This is a genomic window from Bradyrhizobium sp. BEA-2-5 (genome assembly GCF_032918025.1).
GTDB classification, from domain to species: Bacteria; Pseudomonadota; Alphaproteobacteria; order Rhizobiales; family Xanthobacteraceae; genus Bradyrhizobium; species Bradyrhizobium pachyrhizi.
The window spans coordinates 3,007,199-3,022,576 of sequence record NZ_CP136629.1 but is presented as its reverse complement, the minus strand read 5'-3'; the positions used below and the strand labels follow the sequence as shown (position 1 = coordinate 3,022,576).

Here is a 15,378-nt window from a genome sequence, read left to right as displayed (position 1 = left end):
CGCAGTGTCAGGCACGCAGGCCCCGAAAATGGCGGCGTGACGGAAACGGAGCAATCGCATGCGCATCATCGTGCTCGACAACGACACCGATTTCGAGGGCTGGCGCAAGGCCGCGCGGCGATTGGCGCTGAACGATGTGAAGCCCGCGGAGATCACATGGACCGTACGCAGCGACGACGAATTGTCGTCGGCATCCTGCATGAATGAATTGCCGGATACGCCGCAGGCGCGGTTCAATGTGTCGGCCAAATTCGTCGAGCTCGCAAAGGCCGCGATCCTGCATCGCAGTGACGAACGCTTTGCCCTGCTCTATCGCCTGCTGTGGCGGCTGCGCAGCCATCACGATCTGCTCAGTGCGACCGATGATCCCGATGTCGCCGAGGTCCACGCGATGGCGCGCGCGGTCTATGTCGATATCGACAGGATGCATGCGCATCTGCGCTTCCGCGAGATCGGCCGGGAACGCGAGGCGCATTACGTCGCCTGGTTCGAGCCTGAGCATCATATCGTCGAGCTCGCTGCGCCGTTCTTCGCCAAGCGATTTGCCGACATGCCCTGGTCGATCCTGACACCGGACCTCTGCGCGCATTGGGATGGGCACGCGATCTCGATCACGCCGGGCGTCGCCAAATCCGAAGTACCGACCGAGGACCGGCTCGAGGAGGCGTGGCGGCGTCACGACAACGGCCGCTTCAATCCCGCACGGCTGAAAGTGATGGAGATGCCGCAGGCCTATTGGAGGAACCTGCCCGAGGCTTCGATCATTAAGCCTCTGATCGAGGACGCCGAGCGCATGACCAGCGGCCCCTTCATCGCACGCAAGGCGGCCGAGCCGCAGAAGCGGCAGGATACGCCGATGCCCCGCAAGCAAGTTCAAGGCAAGCAAGTTCAAGGCAAGCAAGTTCAAGTTCAAGACAGGCAAGCTCACTACACGATCGCGGCCTTGCGCGAGGAGGCCGCCGATTGCCGCGCCTGCCCGCTGTGGAAAGACGCAACCCAGACCGTGTTCGGCGAGGGACCGCAGAGCGCAACGCTGATGCTGGTCGGCGAACAGCCCGGCGACAAGGAAGACCTCGCCGGCCATCCCTTCGTCGGTCCCGCGGGGCAGATGCTCGACCGTGCGCTGGAGGAAGCCGGCGTCGACCGCAGGAAGGTCTATGTCACCAACGCGGTCAAGCACTTCAAATTCGTGCCGCGCGGAAAAATCCGCCTGCACCAGAAGCCGAACACACCTGAGATCCGAGCCTGCCGGCAATGGTACGAGCGGGAGCTCGCCACCATCAAGCCGGACCTCGTGATGGCGCTCGGTGCCACCGCGGCGCAGAGCGTGCTCGGCAAGATCACGCCGATCAACAAGAACCGCGGCCATCTGATCGACCACGACGGAACCAAGGTGCTCATCACCGTGCACCCGTCCTATCTGTTGCGGCTGCCGGATGAAAAAGCCAAGGCGCTGGAATATCAGCGCTTTGTCGACGATCTGAAAATCGCCGCACACCAGTTGCGCAGATCGGCCGATGCGGCCTGAGTTCCGCAAAACCAACGGAACCGAGGAACCACATCGCAACGAGAAATTGTTCTAAACGCGGACAAATACCTACAACCTTGAATTGATCCGTGGTAAGGTAGCGTGTTCCGCAGGTATCGGGCGTCATGTTCACGCCATGACGTACCCTGAGGCGGGCGCGCTGCACGGTTTGCTAGCCCCGATCGTGCGGCGCGCCACCTCATCTCTCAATCCCCCTCCCTCATTCGCAACCTTCCCGCTCGCAGGCGCCTGCCGAATTCTCCGGCGGCCACGCCGGCCCGATCGGATGCCGGTGTGATTGTCGTCCGCACAATGTCTCGTCCTGCGAAACGCAGGCCACAGCTTTCCGTCGCGATCGGCGATCCCTTGTTGCTGAAGATTGCCACGAGGCCGCCAAGCCACGTGCGCGCTCAATGCGTTGCACAAAACTTCGGCTCGATGTCCACCGCCACGGGAGACCGGCGCGTCTCGCGGGGCGGATTTCAATTGCTTGTCATATGCATCGATCAAAATCGGGGGCATTGGGACAGGAGTTTACCATGAGCGATATGGCGTTACCCGGCTCGATCGAGCCCGCCCTGAAGAAGGGTCCGGACCTCGACAAGGGCTTTCATCCTCTCACCGGGATTATCTATTTGGGCGTGGTTGCGGCCGCGCTGCTGTTCGTTGCCTACAGCATCTATGCCGATGTCGACGCCACCGGCACGCGCATCACCTCGTTCCTGCCGTATATCCTGCTGTTCGTCGCGCTGCTGATCGCGCTCGGCTTCGAATTCGTCAACGGCTTCCATGACACCGCGAACGCGGTCGCCACCGTGATCTACACCCGCTCGCTGCCGGCGCATGTCGCCGTGGTGTGGTCGGGCATGTTCAACCTGATCGGCGTGCTGCTCTCCAGCGGCGCCGTCGCGTTCGGCATCGTCTCGCTGCTTCCGGTCGAGCTGATCCTGCAGGTCGGCAGCAGTGCCGGCTTTGCCATGGTGTTCGCGCTCTTGATCGCCGCCATCATCTGGAATCTCGGCACCTGGTGGCTCGGCCTGCCGGCCTCGAGCTCGCACACCCTGATCGGTTCGATCATGGGCGTCGGCATCACCAACGCGCTGCTGCGCGGCCGTGACGGCACCTCAGGCGTCGACTGGTCGCAGGCGACCAACATCGCGAAGGCATTGCTGCTGTCGCCGCTGTTCGGCTTCGCGCTCGCCGCCGGCCTGCTCTATCTCCTCAAGATCGCGCTGCAGCGCGCGACGCCGGCGCTGTTCGGCGAACCGGTCGGCGACCAGCCGCCGCCGTGGTGGATCCGCGGCATCCTGATCCTGACCTGCACGCTGGTCAGCTTCTTCCACGGCTCCAACGACGGTCAGAAGGGCATGGGCCTGATCATGCTGATCCTGATCGGCACCGTGCCGACCGCCTATGCGCTGAACCGCGCAATGCCCTCGAGCCAGATCGAGCTGTTCACGGCGCACTCGACCGCGGCCAGCAAGGTCATCGAAGGCAAGGCCGCCGGTTACAACGTGATCGGCAACCCGCGCCCGGCTGTGACCAACTATGTCGCGCAGCACCAGATCAACGAAGGCACCTTTCCGTCGCTTGCGTTGCTGGTGCGCGACATCGGCCAGCAGGTTGCCCAGTATGGATCGCTGGCCAAGTTCCCGGCTGACGCGGTCGGCAACACCCGTAACGACATGTACCTTGCGTCCGAGGCGATCCGTTTCCTGATGAAGGACAAGGAAGCCGAGCTGACCGCCGCCGACATCGCCACGCTGAACGAGTACAAGGGCTCGCTCGATGCCGCGACGAAGTTCATCCCGAGCTGGGTGAAGTTCGCCGTCGCCATCGCGCTCGGCCTCGGCACCATGGTCGGCTGGAAGCGTATCGTCGTCACCGTCGGCGAGAAGATCGGCAAGACCCACCTGACCTACGCGCAGGGCGCCTGCGCCGAGATCACGGCGGCCGCGACGATCGCGGCGGCCGACGGCTACGGCCTGCCGGTCTCGACCACGCACGTGCTGTCGTCAGGCATCGCCGGCACCATGGCCGCCAACGGCTCCGGCCTGCAATGGGCCACGATCCGCAACATCGCGATGGCCTGGGTGCTGACGCTGCCGGCCGCGATGATCATCTCGGGCGTTCTCTACTACGTGTTCTACCACCTGTTCTGACGCCCCACGCTTTCGGCGTAGCAACGCGCCGGACAAAGGTCCGCACTCCGGTGCGGGCCTTTTGCTTTGGACCTGCAGCCCTGCTCGTCGCTCAGGCGGCGCAAGCCTTCGCAACCTCGGCCAGCAGGCCGCGCGCCCATCTGTGCAAGCCGGATTTGGCCGTCCTGGCGCCCCAGTACATGTCGATCGAGATCGGCACGCGGAACGGCAGTGCAGCGACATGGAGGCCGCCGTGCATCGCCCGCGCCAGATGATACGGGATGGTCGCAACGAGCCTGGTGCCTGTGATGATGCGCTCCAGACTATCGTGGTTGGGAAGGCTGACCACCGCCTCGATCTCGATCTTCCTCGCCCTCAGCGCCGCGAGATAAAGCGGCTGCCACTCACCGCTGTGGGTGATGAAGACATGCTCGGCCCTGGCATAGGCCGATAGCGCGATCCGGCCCCGCGCGAGCGGATTGGCTGGATCCATCACGCAGACATAGTGATCGGCGAGGATGTTGCGCCGGAAGAAGCCTTCGCCGGCGATCCCGACCGGACCGAGCACGATGTCGCACTGGTTCTGCTTGAGATGGACGTCGCCATGGCCCGCGGCATCGAGCAGGACGAGACGGACCCGCGGCGCGCCGGCACGCAGCCGCGCGCTGAATTGCGGGATCAGGGTCTGGCGTTCGTGATAGTTGCAGGAGATCGTCACGCTGCCCTGCGCCGTCGCCGGATCGAACTCCGCCGGTGATGCAAGCCCGTCGATCTCGTCGATCATGTCCCGCGCCCAGGCAACCAGCGCCGCGCAGCGCTCGGTCGCCGTCACGCCATTGCCGCTGCGAACGAACAGCGGGTCATGCAGCGCGCCGCGCAGCCGCTCGACCGCATAGCTGATGGTGGACTGGTTGACGTCGAGCCGCTTGGCCGCGGCGGAGAACGACTGCAAGTCATAGACCAGCACAAGGGTCCGCAGAGTCCCGATGTCGATCGGATCGATCGAGGAATTGGCCGCCACGCTATACCTCCCGCATTGCTGGCGGCCCAGCCTAGCACAAGGTCATGGGATATTTCGATGGAGCAAATCAATTCCATCGAATTGAGCGATCGTGTACCCGGGACTAGCCTTGGCGAAAAAGCGCTCCCGGGAGGACCAATGACCAGCGCCGTGCCTGTCGTCACCGATATCGCGTATCAGGATCTGCTCGACGACCCGTATCCGATCTTCCGCCGCCTGCGCGAGATCGCGCCGGCGGTCTTCGTCGCGCCCGCGAAGCTGACGCTGGTGACGCGTTTCGACGACATCATGCGGATCGAGCGCGATCCCGAGACCTACTCGGCCGACAATCCGGCCTCGCTGGTCAACAAGGTGATGGGGCCGACCTTCATGCGCAAGGACGGCGCCGAGCATGCGATCGGCCGCAGGGCGATCGAGCCCTCGTTCCGTCCGGCCACAATCAAGGAGTATTGGGCACCGCAATTTACCGCGATCGCGGCGGCGCTGATCGACGACCTGTCCGCGAGCGACGAGGCCGATCTGTTCTCCGCCCTTGCCGCGCCGATGGCCTCGCTCAGCCTGATGGCGATGATCGGCTTTCGCGCGATGCCGTGGCAGACCCTCGCCGAGTGGTCGCAGGCGCTGATCGACGGCGCCGGAAACTATACCGCCGATGCCGAGATCGAGCGTAAGGCGATGCAGGCGAGCGCCGAGGTCGATGCCGCGATCGACGCGGTGCTCGACGATCACCGCCGTCAGCCGAATCCTTCGATCCTGTCCTCGATGATCAATGCCGATCCGCCGATGCCGATCGAGGGCATCCGCGCCAACATCAAGGTGATCATCGGCGGCGGCCTGAACGAGCCGCGCGACGCGATCCTGACGCTTGTGCTCGGCCTCCTGGAAAACCCGGCGCAGAAGGTCGGCGTGCTGGCGAAGCCCGAGCTGTGGCCGGCCGCGCTCGAGGAAGCGGTGCGCTGGATCTCGCCGATCGGCATGTATCCGCGCCGCGTCACCCGCGACGTCGATCTCTCCGGCACCACGCTGCCGCAAGACCTTCAGATCGGCCTCTGCGTAGGCGCCGCGAACCGCGACGGCAGCCGCTTCGCCGAACCCGATCGCTTCGACGTGACGCGGCCCAAGCAATCGCATCTGGCATTCGGCGCCGGACCGCATTTCTGCGCCGGCACCTGGGTGTCGCGGCTCACCGTCGGCAGGATCGTGGCGCCGATGCTGTTCGCGCGCCTGCGCAATCTGCGCCTCCGCGCGGAGGCGCCGCCGGTCGTGCGCGGCTGGGTGTTCCGCGGTCCGGTGACGCTGCCGGTCAGATGGGATGCGTGAACTTCACGCCGCCAGCGCGTTCTCCACGATCTTCACGAAATACGACGTGCCGTAGACGATCGCCTCGTCGTTGAAATTATAGGCGGGGTGATGCAAGCCGGCGCTGTCGCCGTTGCCGCAGAAGATGAAGGCGCCGGGCCGCGCTTCCAGCATGTAGGCGAAATCCTCGCCGCCCATCAGCGGCGCCATGTCGTGCACGCTGGCTTCGCCCGCGACCTCACGCGCGATGCGGCTCGCAAATTCGGTCTGCGCCTCATGGTTGACGGTGACGGGGTAGCCGCGTTCATAGGTCAGATCGATCTTGGCGCCGGTCATCTTCGCAACGCCGTCGACCACCTCGCGCACGCGCTTCTCGATGAGGTCGCGCACCTCGCGGGTCAGCGTGCGCACAGTGCCGCGCAGCTCCGCGGTCTGCGGAATGACGTTGCGGGCGTTTCCGGCGTGGAATTCGCAGATCGAGATCACGGCCGATTCAAGCGGATCGACGCTGCGTGCGACGATCGACTGCAGTGCCGTGATCACCTGCGCACCGACCAGCACGGAATCGACGCATCTGTGCGGGCGCGCGGCGTGGCCGCCGACACCCTCGATCATGATATCGACCTCGTCCGTCGCCGCCATGATCGGACCCGGCCGGATCGCGAACGAGCCGATCGGGATGCCCGGCCCGTTGTGCATGCCGTAGACCTGGTCGATGCCGAAGCGCTCCATCAGGCCGTCCTTGACCATGGCCGCGCCGCCGGCACCGCCCTCCTCGGCCGGCTGGAAGATCACCACGGCATCGCCGGCAAAATTGCGGGTCTCGGCGAGATAGCGGGCGGCCCCCAGCAGCATCGCAGTATGGCCGTCATGGCCGCAGGCGTGCATCTTGCCGGGGATCTTGGAGGCGTAAGGCAGATTGGTCTGCTCCTCGACCGGCAGCGCGTCCATGTCGGCACGCATGCCGATCACCTTGAGTCCCTCGCCCTTGGCCGGCCCCTTCTTGCCCTTGATGACCCCGACCACGCCGGTCTTGCCGAGCCCGGTCACGACCTCATCGCAGCCGAACTCCCGCAGCCGGTCCGCGACGAATGCTGCGGTGCGGTGGACGTCGTACAGCAGCTCGGGGTGCTGGTGGATGTCCCGTCGCCAGGCCTGGATGTCGGGCTGAAGGTCGGCGACGCGGTTCACGATAGGCATGAGAATTCTGGCCTCAGAGGTTGGACGTAAGTCATCTCTAGCATGCAAGAGCCGGTCCACCCAAACAGATGTGGCATGCTCCGGATTGGGTCCGGCGGCACGGCAAATGCAGAGCCGGCCGACCGGAAATCGTCGAAAGCGCGTTGCCGTGCATTCCGGCTTGTCGCAGTGCGACCGGGCATTCATGATCCTGGGATGGAACAAGACCGCTCAGACTTCCTTCCGGTTGAAATCACGCTCGCCCAACTCGCAGCCTGGTCGGATATCTTGCCTGCCGGGTGCCGCGTCCTGGGAGCCAACCTGTTCCTGGACGTATTCTTGGGGGATGCGGGAGCCATTTACATGCTGGAACTGTCGGCGGGCTCGATCAACAAGATTGCCGACTCGGAGGAAGCGTTCCGCCAACGTTGCGTTGATGATGCAGATGACTGGCTGTTGCGCGCATTGGTCGATCGGTGCCGCTCGGCAGGACTGATTCTTGACCCTTCCCGGCGCTACGCCTTCACGACACTCCCCCTGTTCGGCGGCGAATACACGGTCGACAATATATGGATGTGCTCCTGTCGAGACTGGCTCGCCTTTACAGCAAAGATCTACTCGGAGACCAAAGACTTGCCGGACGGGTCTACCGTCAGAATCGTTGTCACCGACTGACCCGACGCAAACGAACGCATCCGACCAAAGCCTAATAGTGCGAGAAATATCCGGCGCGGATACTACCCCAGGTTTTCCGCACCGAAATCCTCTCGCCTTCCAACAGGGAGCGGCTACATGACGCCGGATCAGGCGGTGTTGTTTTCCACCATCATCCTGCTGGTGCCGATGGGATACTTCCTGCTGGCGGCGCCGGCGTTCCTGCTTGTGAAGCTCGACGTCCCACCGGTCACCCGGCTGCTGCGCGGCATGTTCAACGCCTACTTCCTGGTGCTGGCGGTCGCCGGCGTGATCGGCACGCTCGCCTTTGCCACGGCCGGCCGGTTCGCCGTTGCGCTCGGCATCGCCTTGATCGCGGGGTTCGCGGTGCTGGCGCGGCAATGGTTTCTGCGGCGGCTCGATGCCGAGGCAGACGCGCGAGACGCCGGCGATCCGACCGCGGTGCGGCGGCTGCGCCAGCTGCATTGGGGCGGCATGCTGTGCAACGCGGTGCAGGTGTTCGCTCTGGTCGGCAGCATCCCCTACATGGCGCCGCTGCCCTGATCGCGGTTTGCTCGCTCGTCCGGCTGCGGTTCCCGGCTGTCCGCTATGCGTCACGTTTCCGATGCGGATCGTACTTCGACAGGACGTCCTTGAGGTAGTCCCGGCTTTTCCATTCCGGTGCGGGCGGCTCGTACCCGGGCCGAGGCACATACAGATTCGCCGGTACGTCCGCTGAGGCGCCCATCAGGTCCGGAACGTAGCGCGGGCAATTTGGAAAGATCTCGCATTTGACGCGCACGACGACCTTCGCGCCATGATGCCCGGCAAGCGCCTCCGCGCTATCGTGGATCGTTGCCTTGCCTCGGATGCGCGTGCGAAACGTCTTGCCGTCGAGCCGTACAAACAGCAACCCGATGTTCGGGTTGCGGTGAATATTGCCGAGCGTGCGATACATGTTGTTGCCGTCGTATTCAGGGAATTCAAGCGTATCGGGCCCGGTGATCTTCACGAAGCCGGGATCGCCGGACCGCATCGAGCAATCGACGTTGTCCTGATAGCTGGTCGCGATGAAAAAGAATCGTGTCTCCTCGATGAGCTTGCGGTCCTGTTCCCAGAATTCGAAATGCAGGCGATGCTTCTCGAGGCCGTCGGCGACACGACGACCGTCGAAGCGGTCCTGCAACTCACGCATTCCGTCGTGATAGAAAGGGGCGCGGACTGGGTCGGCCACAGGAATCCTCCGGCAAGTTGAGCAATCGACGTTGACGTAGCCGGGATTTTCCTTGGCAGTTCACCCGGCCAGCAAGGCGAAAGACTATTCATTCGGCATGGGCGTGGAAAGCCATCCAGGTCCGGAGCGGGTGAAAAGGCGTCGATGACGGCCGTTCCCTACCCTGATGTCAGCATCTGGCTGCGGATCTCCTGCGCGGTGCGGCGCAGCGGCAGCAGGAATTTCTTGCGCGCGCCGGCTTCGCTCACCGTCCCCGAGATCGTGTTGACGCTGAGCGCGGCGACCACCGCGCCCGCGGGATCGCGCAAAGGCACCGCGATGCCGCAGATCGCCGGATCGAGCTCACCATCGATCCAGGCATAGCCGTCGCTCTCCACCCGCGCGAGCAACTCGCCAAGACGCTCCGGATCGGTGACCGTGCGCGGCGTGACCTGCCTGAAGCCCCCGGTCGCGAGATAAGCCTCGCGGGTGCCGGGCGGCAGCGCCGCGAGCATGACGCGGCCGAGCGAAACCAGATGCGCGGGCAGCCGGCTGCCGACGCCGAGATTGGCGGAAAGAATCCGCCGCGCCGGCAGGCGCAGCGCATAGACGATCTCATCCTCGTCGAGCACCGCCATCGCACAGGACTCGCCGATCTCGTTGCGCAGGTTTTCCAGCGCACGCTGCGCATGACCCCAGTATGGCAGCGCGTTGAGATAAGACAGCCCGAGCCCGAGCGCGCGCGGCCGCAGGCTGAAATAGCGTCCGTCGGAGGCGCAATATTTCAGCGCGATCAGGGTCGCGAGGATACGCCGCGCGGTGGCGCGGTTGAGGCCGGCAGTATCGGCAGCCTCCGCCAGCGTGTGCCGCCCCGGCGGCTTGCCGAGTGCCTCGATGATCGAGAAGCCGCGCGCAATCGCGCGCACGAAGCCGTCACTCTCTTTGCTCATGGCGGGCGCCTAGCTGGTTCCGTCATCGCGCTCACGACATCGCAGCCCGCATGGCTGCCTGCACATGACGCGACCCTGCGCGCTTGTCAGGGGCTCCCGACCGCGCTAGCGTCAATTCATACAGCGAATGAATTGTTCGCCTGGCGAACCAAATAGCAGGAGGATGCACGATGGCGCAAGCGGAAAGTTCTGCGGCCACCCCGTTCGAAACCGATTTCTGGAAAGACGCGAAGCTGCGCAAGGTGTGGGACGACATCGTGCCCGGCGAGCCGCGCAAGACGCTGCCCTACAAGCTCACGCAGGAAGCGATCGCGCTGTACTGCCGCGCGGTCGGCGAGACCAATCCGCTCTATCTGGACGAAGCAGCCGCGAAGGCCGGGCCCTATGGCGGGCTGATCGCGCCGCCCGCGATCCATATCCTCTTGATGTTCGCCTGCACGCCGGCCGACGACTGGATGCGCTCGCCGGGCACCGTCAATGCCGGACAGTCGTGGAGCTACAGCATCCCGGCCCGCCCCGGCGACACCATCACCCTGCAGGCTCGCGCGCTCGACAAGTTCATTAAGCGCGAGCGGCTGTTCGTGGTGCACGACAACGTCTTCTTCAACCAGCATGGCGACGTGATCTGCTCGGGTCGCGGCCAGACCATCCGTCCGATGTAAGGAGGATCACCATGACCACGGCGAATTTCGAATCTCTCAAGGCCGGCGACACCATCGACGGCCCGGCATTCGCGGTTTCGCGCGAATCGATCCGCCTGTTCTGCGATGCATCGCTCGACTACAACCCGCTGCATCTCGACGACAACTACATGAAGGGCGATTTCGGCAAGACCAATTTCGGCGGCATCATCATGCACGGCATGAACAATTTCGGCCTGATCTCGCGCATGCTGACCGACTGGGCGCTTCCGGCCGGCGCGATCCATCGCAGGCTCGAGACGCGCTGGCTGAAGCCGGTGAAGCCCGGCGACACCATCCGCCCGGCCGGCACCGTCAAAGCCAAGCAGATATCGGCCAAATCGCGCTGGGTATTGGTCGACGTCGCCGTACAGAACCAGCGCGGCGAGACGGTCGCAGCCGGCGAAGCGATGCTGGAGTTTCCGCCGAACGCGAAGGCGGGCTAGCGGGACGCAACTCGGGGGCTCCCACTTCGCCTCTCCTCCGTGCGGGGAGAGGCCGGAACGCACCGTCAGATGCGCTCCGGGTGAGGGGGAGCCTCCGCGGACACAGCTATCGCCGCATTATGCGGAGGCAGCCCCACACCCCAGCCCTCTCCCCGGAAGAACGGGGCGAGGGAGCGTAGCGCCGTCGCGGCGCGACCCCACTCAACAATCAAAAGAATTATTCGGAGGTTTCGATGCAGGATGCGGCCCATTCGCGGCTCTATGGACGGATCGCCTGGCGCCTGATCCCGTTCCTGCTGGCGTGCTACACGGTTGCGATCATCGATCGCTTCAACATCGGCTTTGCCAAGCTGCAATTCCTGCACGACCTGCAGATCGACGACGCCGTGTTCGGGCTTGCCGCCGGCATCTTCTCGGTCGGCTATGTCGCGCTCGAAGTGCCGAGCAATCTCCTGCTGGTCAAGGTCGGCGTCCGCAAGACGCTGCTGCGGATCATGGTGCTGTGGGGCGCAGTCACCGTGCTGCTCGCGCTGGTGCAGAACCAGTATCACCTCTATCTGCTGCGCTTCCTGCTCGGCGCCGCCGAGGGCGGGTTCTTCCCCGGCATCCTGTATTATCTGACGCTGTGGTTCCCGGATCGCGTGCGCGGCCGCATGACGAGCCTGTTCGTGATGGCGGTGCCGCTCGGCGGCGTCATTGCAGGACCGTTGTCGGGCCTGATCATGGACCACATGCAGGGCGTCCATGGCCTGCATGGCTGGCAGTGGCTGTTCATCCTCGAAGGCGGGCCGGCCGTGCTGCTCGGCATCGCCGCCTATTTCTACCTCGCCGACGGACCGCAGGTCGCGAGCTGGCTGAACGCCGACGAGCGACGGCAGGTCGCAAGCGACCTCGCCCGCGACCGCGCCGCCGTTCCCGGCACCACGCGGAGCTTCGCGGCGGCGCTGCGCGAGCCGCGCGTCTATCTGCTCTCCTTCATCTACTTCGCGTTCTTCTGCTCGCTCAACACCATCCTGTTGTGGACCCCGACGCTGCTGAAACGCGTCGGCGTGGCGACCACCACCGAGATCGGCTGGCTGAGCGGCGCGATCTCGGTTGCGTCCGCGATCGGCATGGTGGCGATCGGCTACAGTTCCGACCGCACACAGGAACGGCGCTGGCACGTGGTCTGCTGCGGCCTCGTTGCGGCGACCTGCTTCATCGCCTTGCAGGCCGCGCAAGACAGCGTGCTCCTGACCGTGACGCTGCTTGCCGTCGCCTCGATCGGCATCTTCGCGATCCTGTCGCTGTTCTGGACGATTCCGAACGCGATGCTGGAGGGCAGCGCCGCGGCCGGCGGCATCGCGCTGATCTCAGCGATCGGCTCGTTCGGCGGCGCGGTCTGCCCTGCCCTGATCGGCTGGATGAATGTCGCGACCGGGAGCATCTACGCACCGCTCGCCCTCGTCGGCGCCCTGCTCGGCATCGGCATGCTGACGCTGATCGTCTGCGTTCCCCGCGCGAGACATGAGGTCACACTGGCCGAACCGAGCCGCCCCTGAGCATCCAGCGCACGCCCGGCGCGTTCCGCCGGGCTTGTGTCGGCCTGCTGCGTCTGGATAGAACCCGGTTCTGACTCTGTCAGAACCGAGGTCTATTTTCTTGTATTGACGCGTTTTCTTCACGCGAACCGGGCTCCACTTCGCTCGAAAACGCTATAGAAGGGGCCCAACAAAAGACGCTTGCCGGGAACGAGGACATGCCGCGAAGGCTCGAGGGTGATTTCGACTACATTATTGTCGGCGCCGGTACGGCCGGCTGCATCGTCGCCAACCGGCTCTCGGCCGATCCGAACAACCGGGTCCTCATTCTCGAAGCTGGCGGCGACGACAATTGGATCTGGTTCCACATCCCGGTCGGCTATCTCTTCGCGATCGGCAATCCCCGCTCGGACTGGATGTTCAAGACCGAGGCGGAGCCCGGCCTGAACGGCCGTTCGCTCGCCTATCCCCGCGGCAAGGTGATCGGCGGCTGCTCGGCGATCAACGCCATGATCTCGATGCGCGGACAGGCTGCCGACTACGATCATTGGCGCCAGCTTGGGCTGACCGGCTGGGGCTATGACGACGTGCTGCCGCTGTTCAAGCGGCTGGAAGATCACTTCCTCGGCGCCAGCGAGCATCACGGCGCCGGCGGCGGCTGGCGCATCGAGGCACCGCGGCTGTCATGGGCCGTTCTCGACGCCGTCGGTGACGCCGCCGAGGAGATGGGCATCAGGCGCATTCCGGATTTCAACACCGGCGACAACGAAGGCACGAGCTATTTCCACGTCAACCAGAAGCGCGGCCGGCGCTGGTCGTCGGCGCGCGGTTTCCTCAAACCCGTGCTGAACCGCAGCAATCTCAGGCTCGAAACCGACGTGCTGGTCGACCGCCTGGTCATCGAGAGCGGCCGCGCCGCCGGCGTGCTGTTCCGCCAGGGCAATGAGACCGTGGAGGCGCGCGCCAGGGGTGAGGTGATCCTCTGCGCCGGTTCGATCGGAACCATGCAGGTGCTGCATCGCTCCGGCATCGGACCGGCCGACTGGCTGTCGCCGCTCGGCATCGACATCGTGCTCGACGTACAGGGCATCGGCCATAACCTGCAGGACCACCTCCAGCAGCGCGCGATCTACAGGGTCGAGGGCGTCCGCACCCTGAACGAGACCTATTACAACCTCTTCCGCCGCGGCCTGATGGGCCTCGACTACGCCTTCCGCCGCCGCGGTCCTCTGACCATGGCGCCGTCGCAGCTCGGCATCTTCACGCGCTCGGACGCGACGCGCGCACGCGCCAACATCCAGTTTCACGTGCAGCCGCTGTCACTCGACAAGTTCGGCGATCCCCTGCACCGCTTCCCCGCCATCACCGTGAGCGCCTGCAATCTGCAGCCGACCTCGCGCGGCACCGTTCGCTTGCGCGCGGCGACACCTGATGAGAAGCCGATCATCGCGCCGAACTACCTGTCGACCGACGACGACCGCCAGGTCGCCGCCGACGCCATTCGCACCACGCGCAGACTGATGAAGCAGAAGGCGCTGGAGAAATATCATCCCGAGGAATTCCTGCCCGGCCCCTCGGTCGGCGACGACGATGCCTCGCTCGCCAAGGCTGCCGGCGACATCGGCACCACGATCTTCCATCCCGTCGGCACCGCAAAGATGGGCACGGCGAACGATCCCATGGCGGTGGTCGACGAGCGGCTGCGCTTCTACGGCCTCGGGAGCTTGCGCATCGTCGATGCCTCGATCATGCCGACCATCACCTCGGGCAACACCAACACGCCGACGGCGATGATTGCCGAAAAGGCCGCGGCGATGATCCTGCAGGATGCGCGATAGCAGAACATGACCGAGCCGCAGCGTCTCTTTGTTGGCGATGACGGCGCGAACATCGCAGTGTCGCGATGGGGCGAGCCTGCGTCGGACAAGCCGCCGGCACTGCTGCAGCACGGCACAGGCTTTGTCGCGGAGGTGTGGACCGAGGTCGCAGAGGCGCTAGCGGCCGATTACACCGTCTACGCGCTCGACCGCCGCGGCCACGGCCTGAGCCACAAGCCGCCGGCCGATCGCTATCACTTCCGGGATTTTGCCGAAGACGTCCGCATGGTGGTGGAGCGCCTCGACCTCCATGACATCTACGGCATCGGTCACAGTGCCGGCGCAACCGACCTGCTGCTCGCAGCCAGACTGATGCCCGGTCGCTTCGCGCGCCTGCATGTCACGGAGCCAACCGCGATGGATCCGCGCGCGCCGCGCGCCGGCGGCCTCAGCGAGATCGCGAACGGCTCGGTGCAGGGCGTGCTGCGCCGCCGGGCCGAGTTCGACAACGCCGACGACCTGTTCCGGCGGCTGCGCGCCGCGCCGACCTTCGCAACATGGACCGAACCATCGTTGCGGGCCTATGTCCATCACGGCTTCGCAAAGCTCGACGACGGCAGCGTGCGCTTGCACTGCACGCCCGAAATCGAATCCGCGATGCTGCTGCCGATCTTCCAGGCCATGGAGCAGATCTATACCGGCGATGGCCGCGGCAATCCGTTCCCGTGGTTCTCCGACATCGCCTGCCCGGTCTGCATCGCGACCGCCGAACAGTCATGGCCGATCTACAAGGAGATGGCAGGCCGCGCCGCGGCGCTGATCCCGCATGCGAGCCGCTGGACGTTCGACGGCGTCGGACATTGCGTCGCGCAGGAAGCGCCGGAGCTGATGGTGGCAGCGCTCAGGGCTTTTGCAACACGAACCGGCTAG

At 65.0% G+C, this 15,378-nt stretch carries 14 protein-coding genes; 10 read left to right on the top strand and 4 right to left on the bottom strand.

From position 1 onward, the window contains the following. Positions 1-58 precede the first annotated feature (58 nt). Together RX327_RS13995 and RX327_RS13990 are read left to right on the top strand one after the other, a co-directional pair. Complete coding sequence (locus tag RX327_RS13995) at positions 59-1,528, top strand: UdgX family uracil-DNA binding protein (RefSeq protein WP_317250606.1); 1,470 nt, start codon at positions 59-61, stop codon at positions 1,526-1,528. Positions 1,529-2,067: 539 nt separating this feature from the next. After that, positions 2,068-3,690: an inorganic phosphate transporter gene (locus tag RX327_RS13990; protein ID WP_028331677.1), complete on the top strand. Its 1,623-nt coding sequence runs from the start codon at positions 2,068-2,070 to the stop codon at positions 3,688-3,690. Between the two features lie 91 nt (positions 3,691-3,781). Here RX327_RS13990 and RX327_RS13985 read toward each other — a convergent pair whose 3' ends face one another. Beyond that, positions 3,782-4,690, bottom strand: coding sequence for a LysR family transcriptional regulator (locus RX327_RS13985; RefSeq protein ID WP_050387112.1), 909 nt, complete (start codon positions 4,688-4,690; stop codon positions 3,782-3,784). A 138-nt stretch (positions 4,691-4,828) separates the two neighbouring features. On the opposite strand from RX327_RS13985, the gene RX327_RS13980 reads away from it, so the two are divergent. Continuing rightward, positions 4,829-6,010 carry a cytochrome P450 gene (locus tag RX327_RS13980; RefSeq protein WP_028331679.1) on the top strand — a complete coding sequence of 394 codons (1,182 nt, stop codon included), beginning with the start codon at positions 4,829-4,831 and terminating at the stop codon, positions 6,008-6,010. Positions 6,011-6,013: 3 nt separating this feature from the next. Here RX327_RS13980 and RX327_RS13975 read toward each other — a convergent pair whose 3' ends face one another. Further along, positions 6,014-7,189, bottom strand: coding sequence for a M20 aminoacylase family protein (locus RX327_RS13975; RefSeq protein ID WP_317250605.1), 1,176 nt, complete (start codon positions 7,187-7,189; stop codon positions 6,014-6,016). Positions 7,190-7,384: 195 nt separating this feature from the next. Here RX327_RS13975 and RX327_RS13970 point away from each other — a divergent pair, with 195 nt between their 5' ends. Together RX327_RS13970 and RX327_RS13965 are read left to right on the top strand one after the other, a co-directional pair. Then, positions 7,385-7,843 (top strand): T6SS immunity protein Tdi1 domain-containing protein, encoded by a 459-nt coding sequence (locus tag RX327_RS13970; protein WP_050387113.1) that lies wholly within the window; start codon positions 7,385-7,387, stop codon positions 7,841-7,843. A gap of 117 nt (positions 7,844-7,960) precedes the next feature. After that, positions 7,961-8,386: a hypothetical protein gene (locus RX327_RS13965; protein ID WP_050387114.1), complete on the top strand. Its 426-nt coding sequence runs from the start codon at positions 7,961-7,963 to the stop codon at positions 8,384-8,386. A gap of 43 nt (positions 8,387-8,429) precedes the next feature. On the opposite strand, the gene RX327_RS13960 is transcribed toward RX327_RS13965, so the two are convergent. Continuing rightward, complete coding sequence (locus RX327_RS13960; RefSeq protein WP_157347933.1) at positions 8,430-9,056, bottom strand: pyridoxamine 5'-phosphate oxidase family protein; 627 nt, start codon at positions 9,054-9,056, stop codon at positions 8,430-8,432. A 158-nt stretch (positions 9,057-9,214) separates the two neighbouring features. Continuing rightward, entirely contained in the window at positions 9,215-9,985 is a 771-nt protein-coding gene (locus tag RX327_RS13955; RefSeq protein WP_028331683.1) for an IclR family transcriptional regulator C-terminal domain-containing protein, read from the bottom strand. 170 nt (positions 9,986-10,155) lie between these two features. On the opposite strand from RX327_RS13955, the gene RX327_RS13950 reads away from it, so the two are divergent. The 5 genes from RX327_RS13950 to RX327_RS13930 all read left to right on the top strand — a co-directional run bounded on the left by RX327_RS13950 (position 10,156) and on the right by RX327_RS13930 (position 15,378). After that, positions 10,156-10,647, top strand: a complete 492-nt coding sequence (locus tag RX327_RS13950) for a MaoC family dehydratase (protein ID WP_050387116.1) — start codon at positions 10,156-10,158, stop codon at positions 10,645-10,647. A gap of 11 nt (positions 10,648-10,658) precedes the next feature. Next, the gene (locus RX327_RS13945; protein WP_028331685.1) at positions 10,659-11,111 is read left to right on the top strand and encodes a MaoC family dehydratase; all 453 of its coding nucleotides are present in this window, start codon (positions 10,659-10,661) and stop codon (positions 11,109-11,111) included. Between the two features lie 233 nt (positions 11,112-11,344). Then, positions 11,345-12,652 carry an MFS transporter gene (locus RX327_RS13940; protein ID WP_050387117.1) on the top strand — a complete coding sequence of 436 codons (1,308 nt, stop codon included), beginning with the start codon at positions 11,345-11,347 and terminating at the stop codon, positions 12,650-12,652. 197 nt (positions 12,653-12,849) lie between these two features. Further along, on the top strand, positions 12,850-14,469 hold the full coding sequence (locus tag RX327_RS13935) for a GMC family oxidoreductase (protein WP_317250604.1): 1,620 nt from the start codon (positions 12,850-12,852) through the stop codon (positions 14,467-14,469). A gap of 6 nt (positions 14,470-14,475) precedes the next feature. Next, complete coding sequence (locus tag RX327_RS13930) at positions 14,476-15,378, top strand: alpha/beta fold hydrolase (RefSeq protein ID WP_050387119.1); 903 nt, start codon at positions 14,476-14,478, stop codon at positions 15,376-15,378.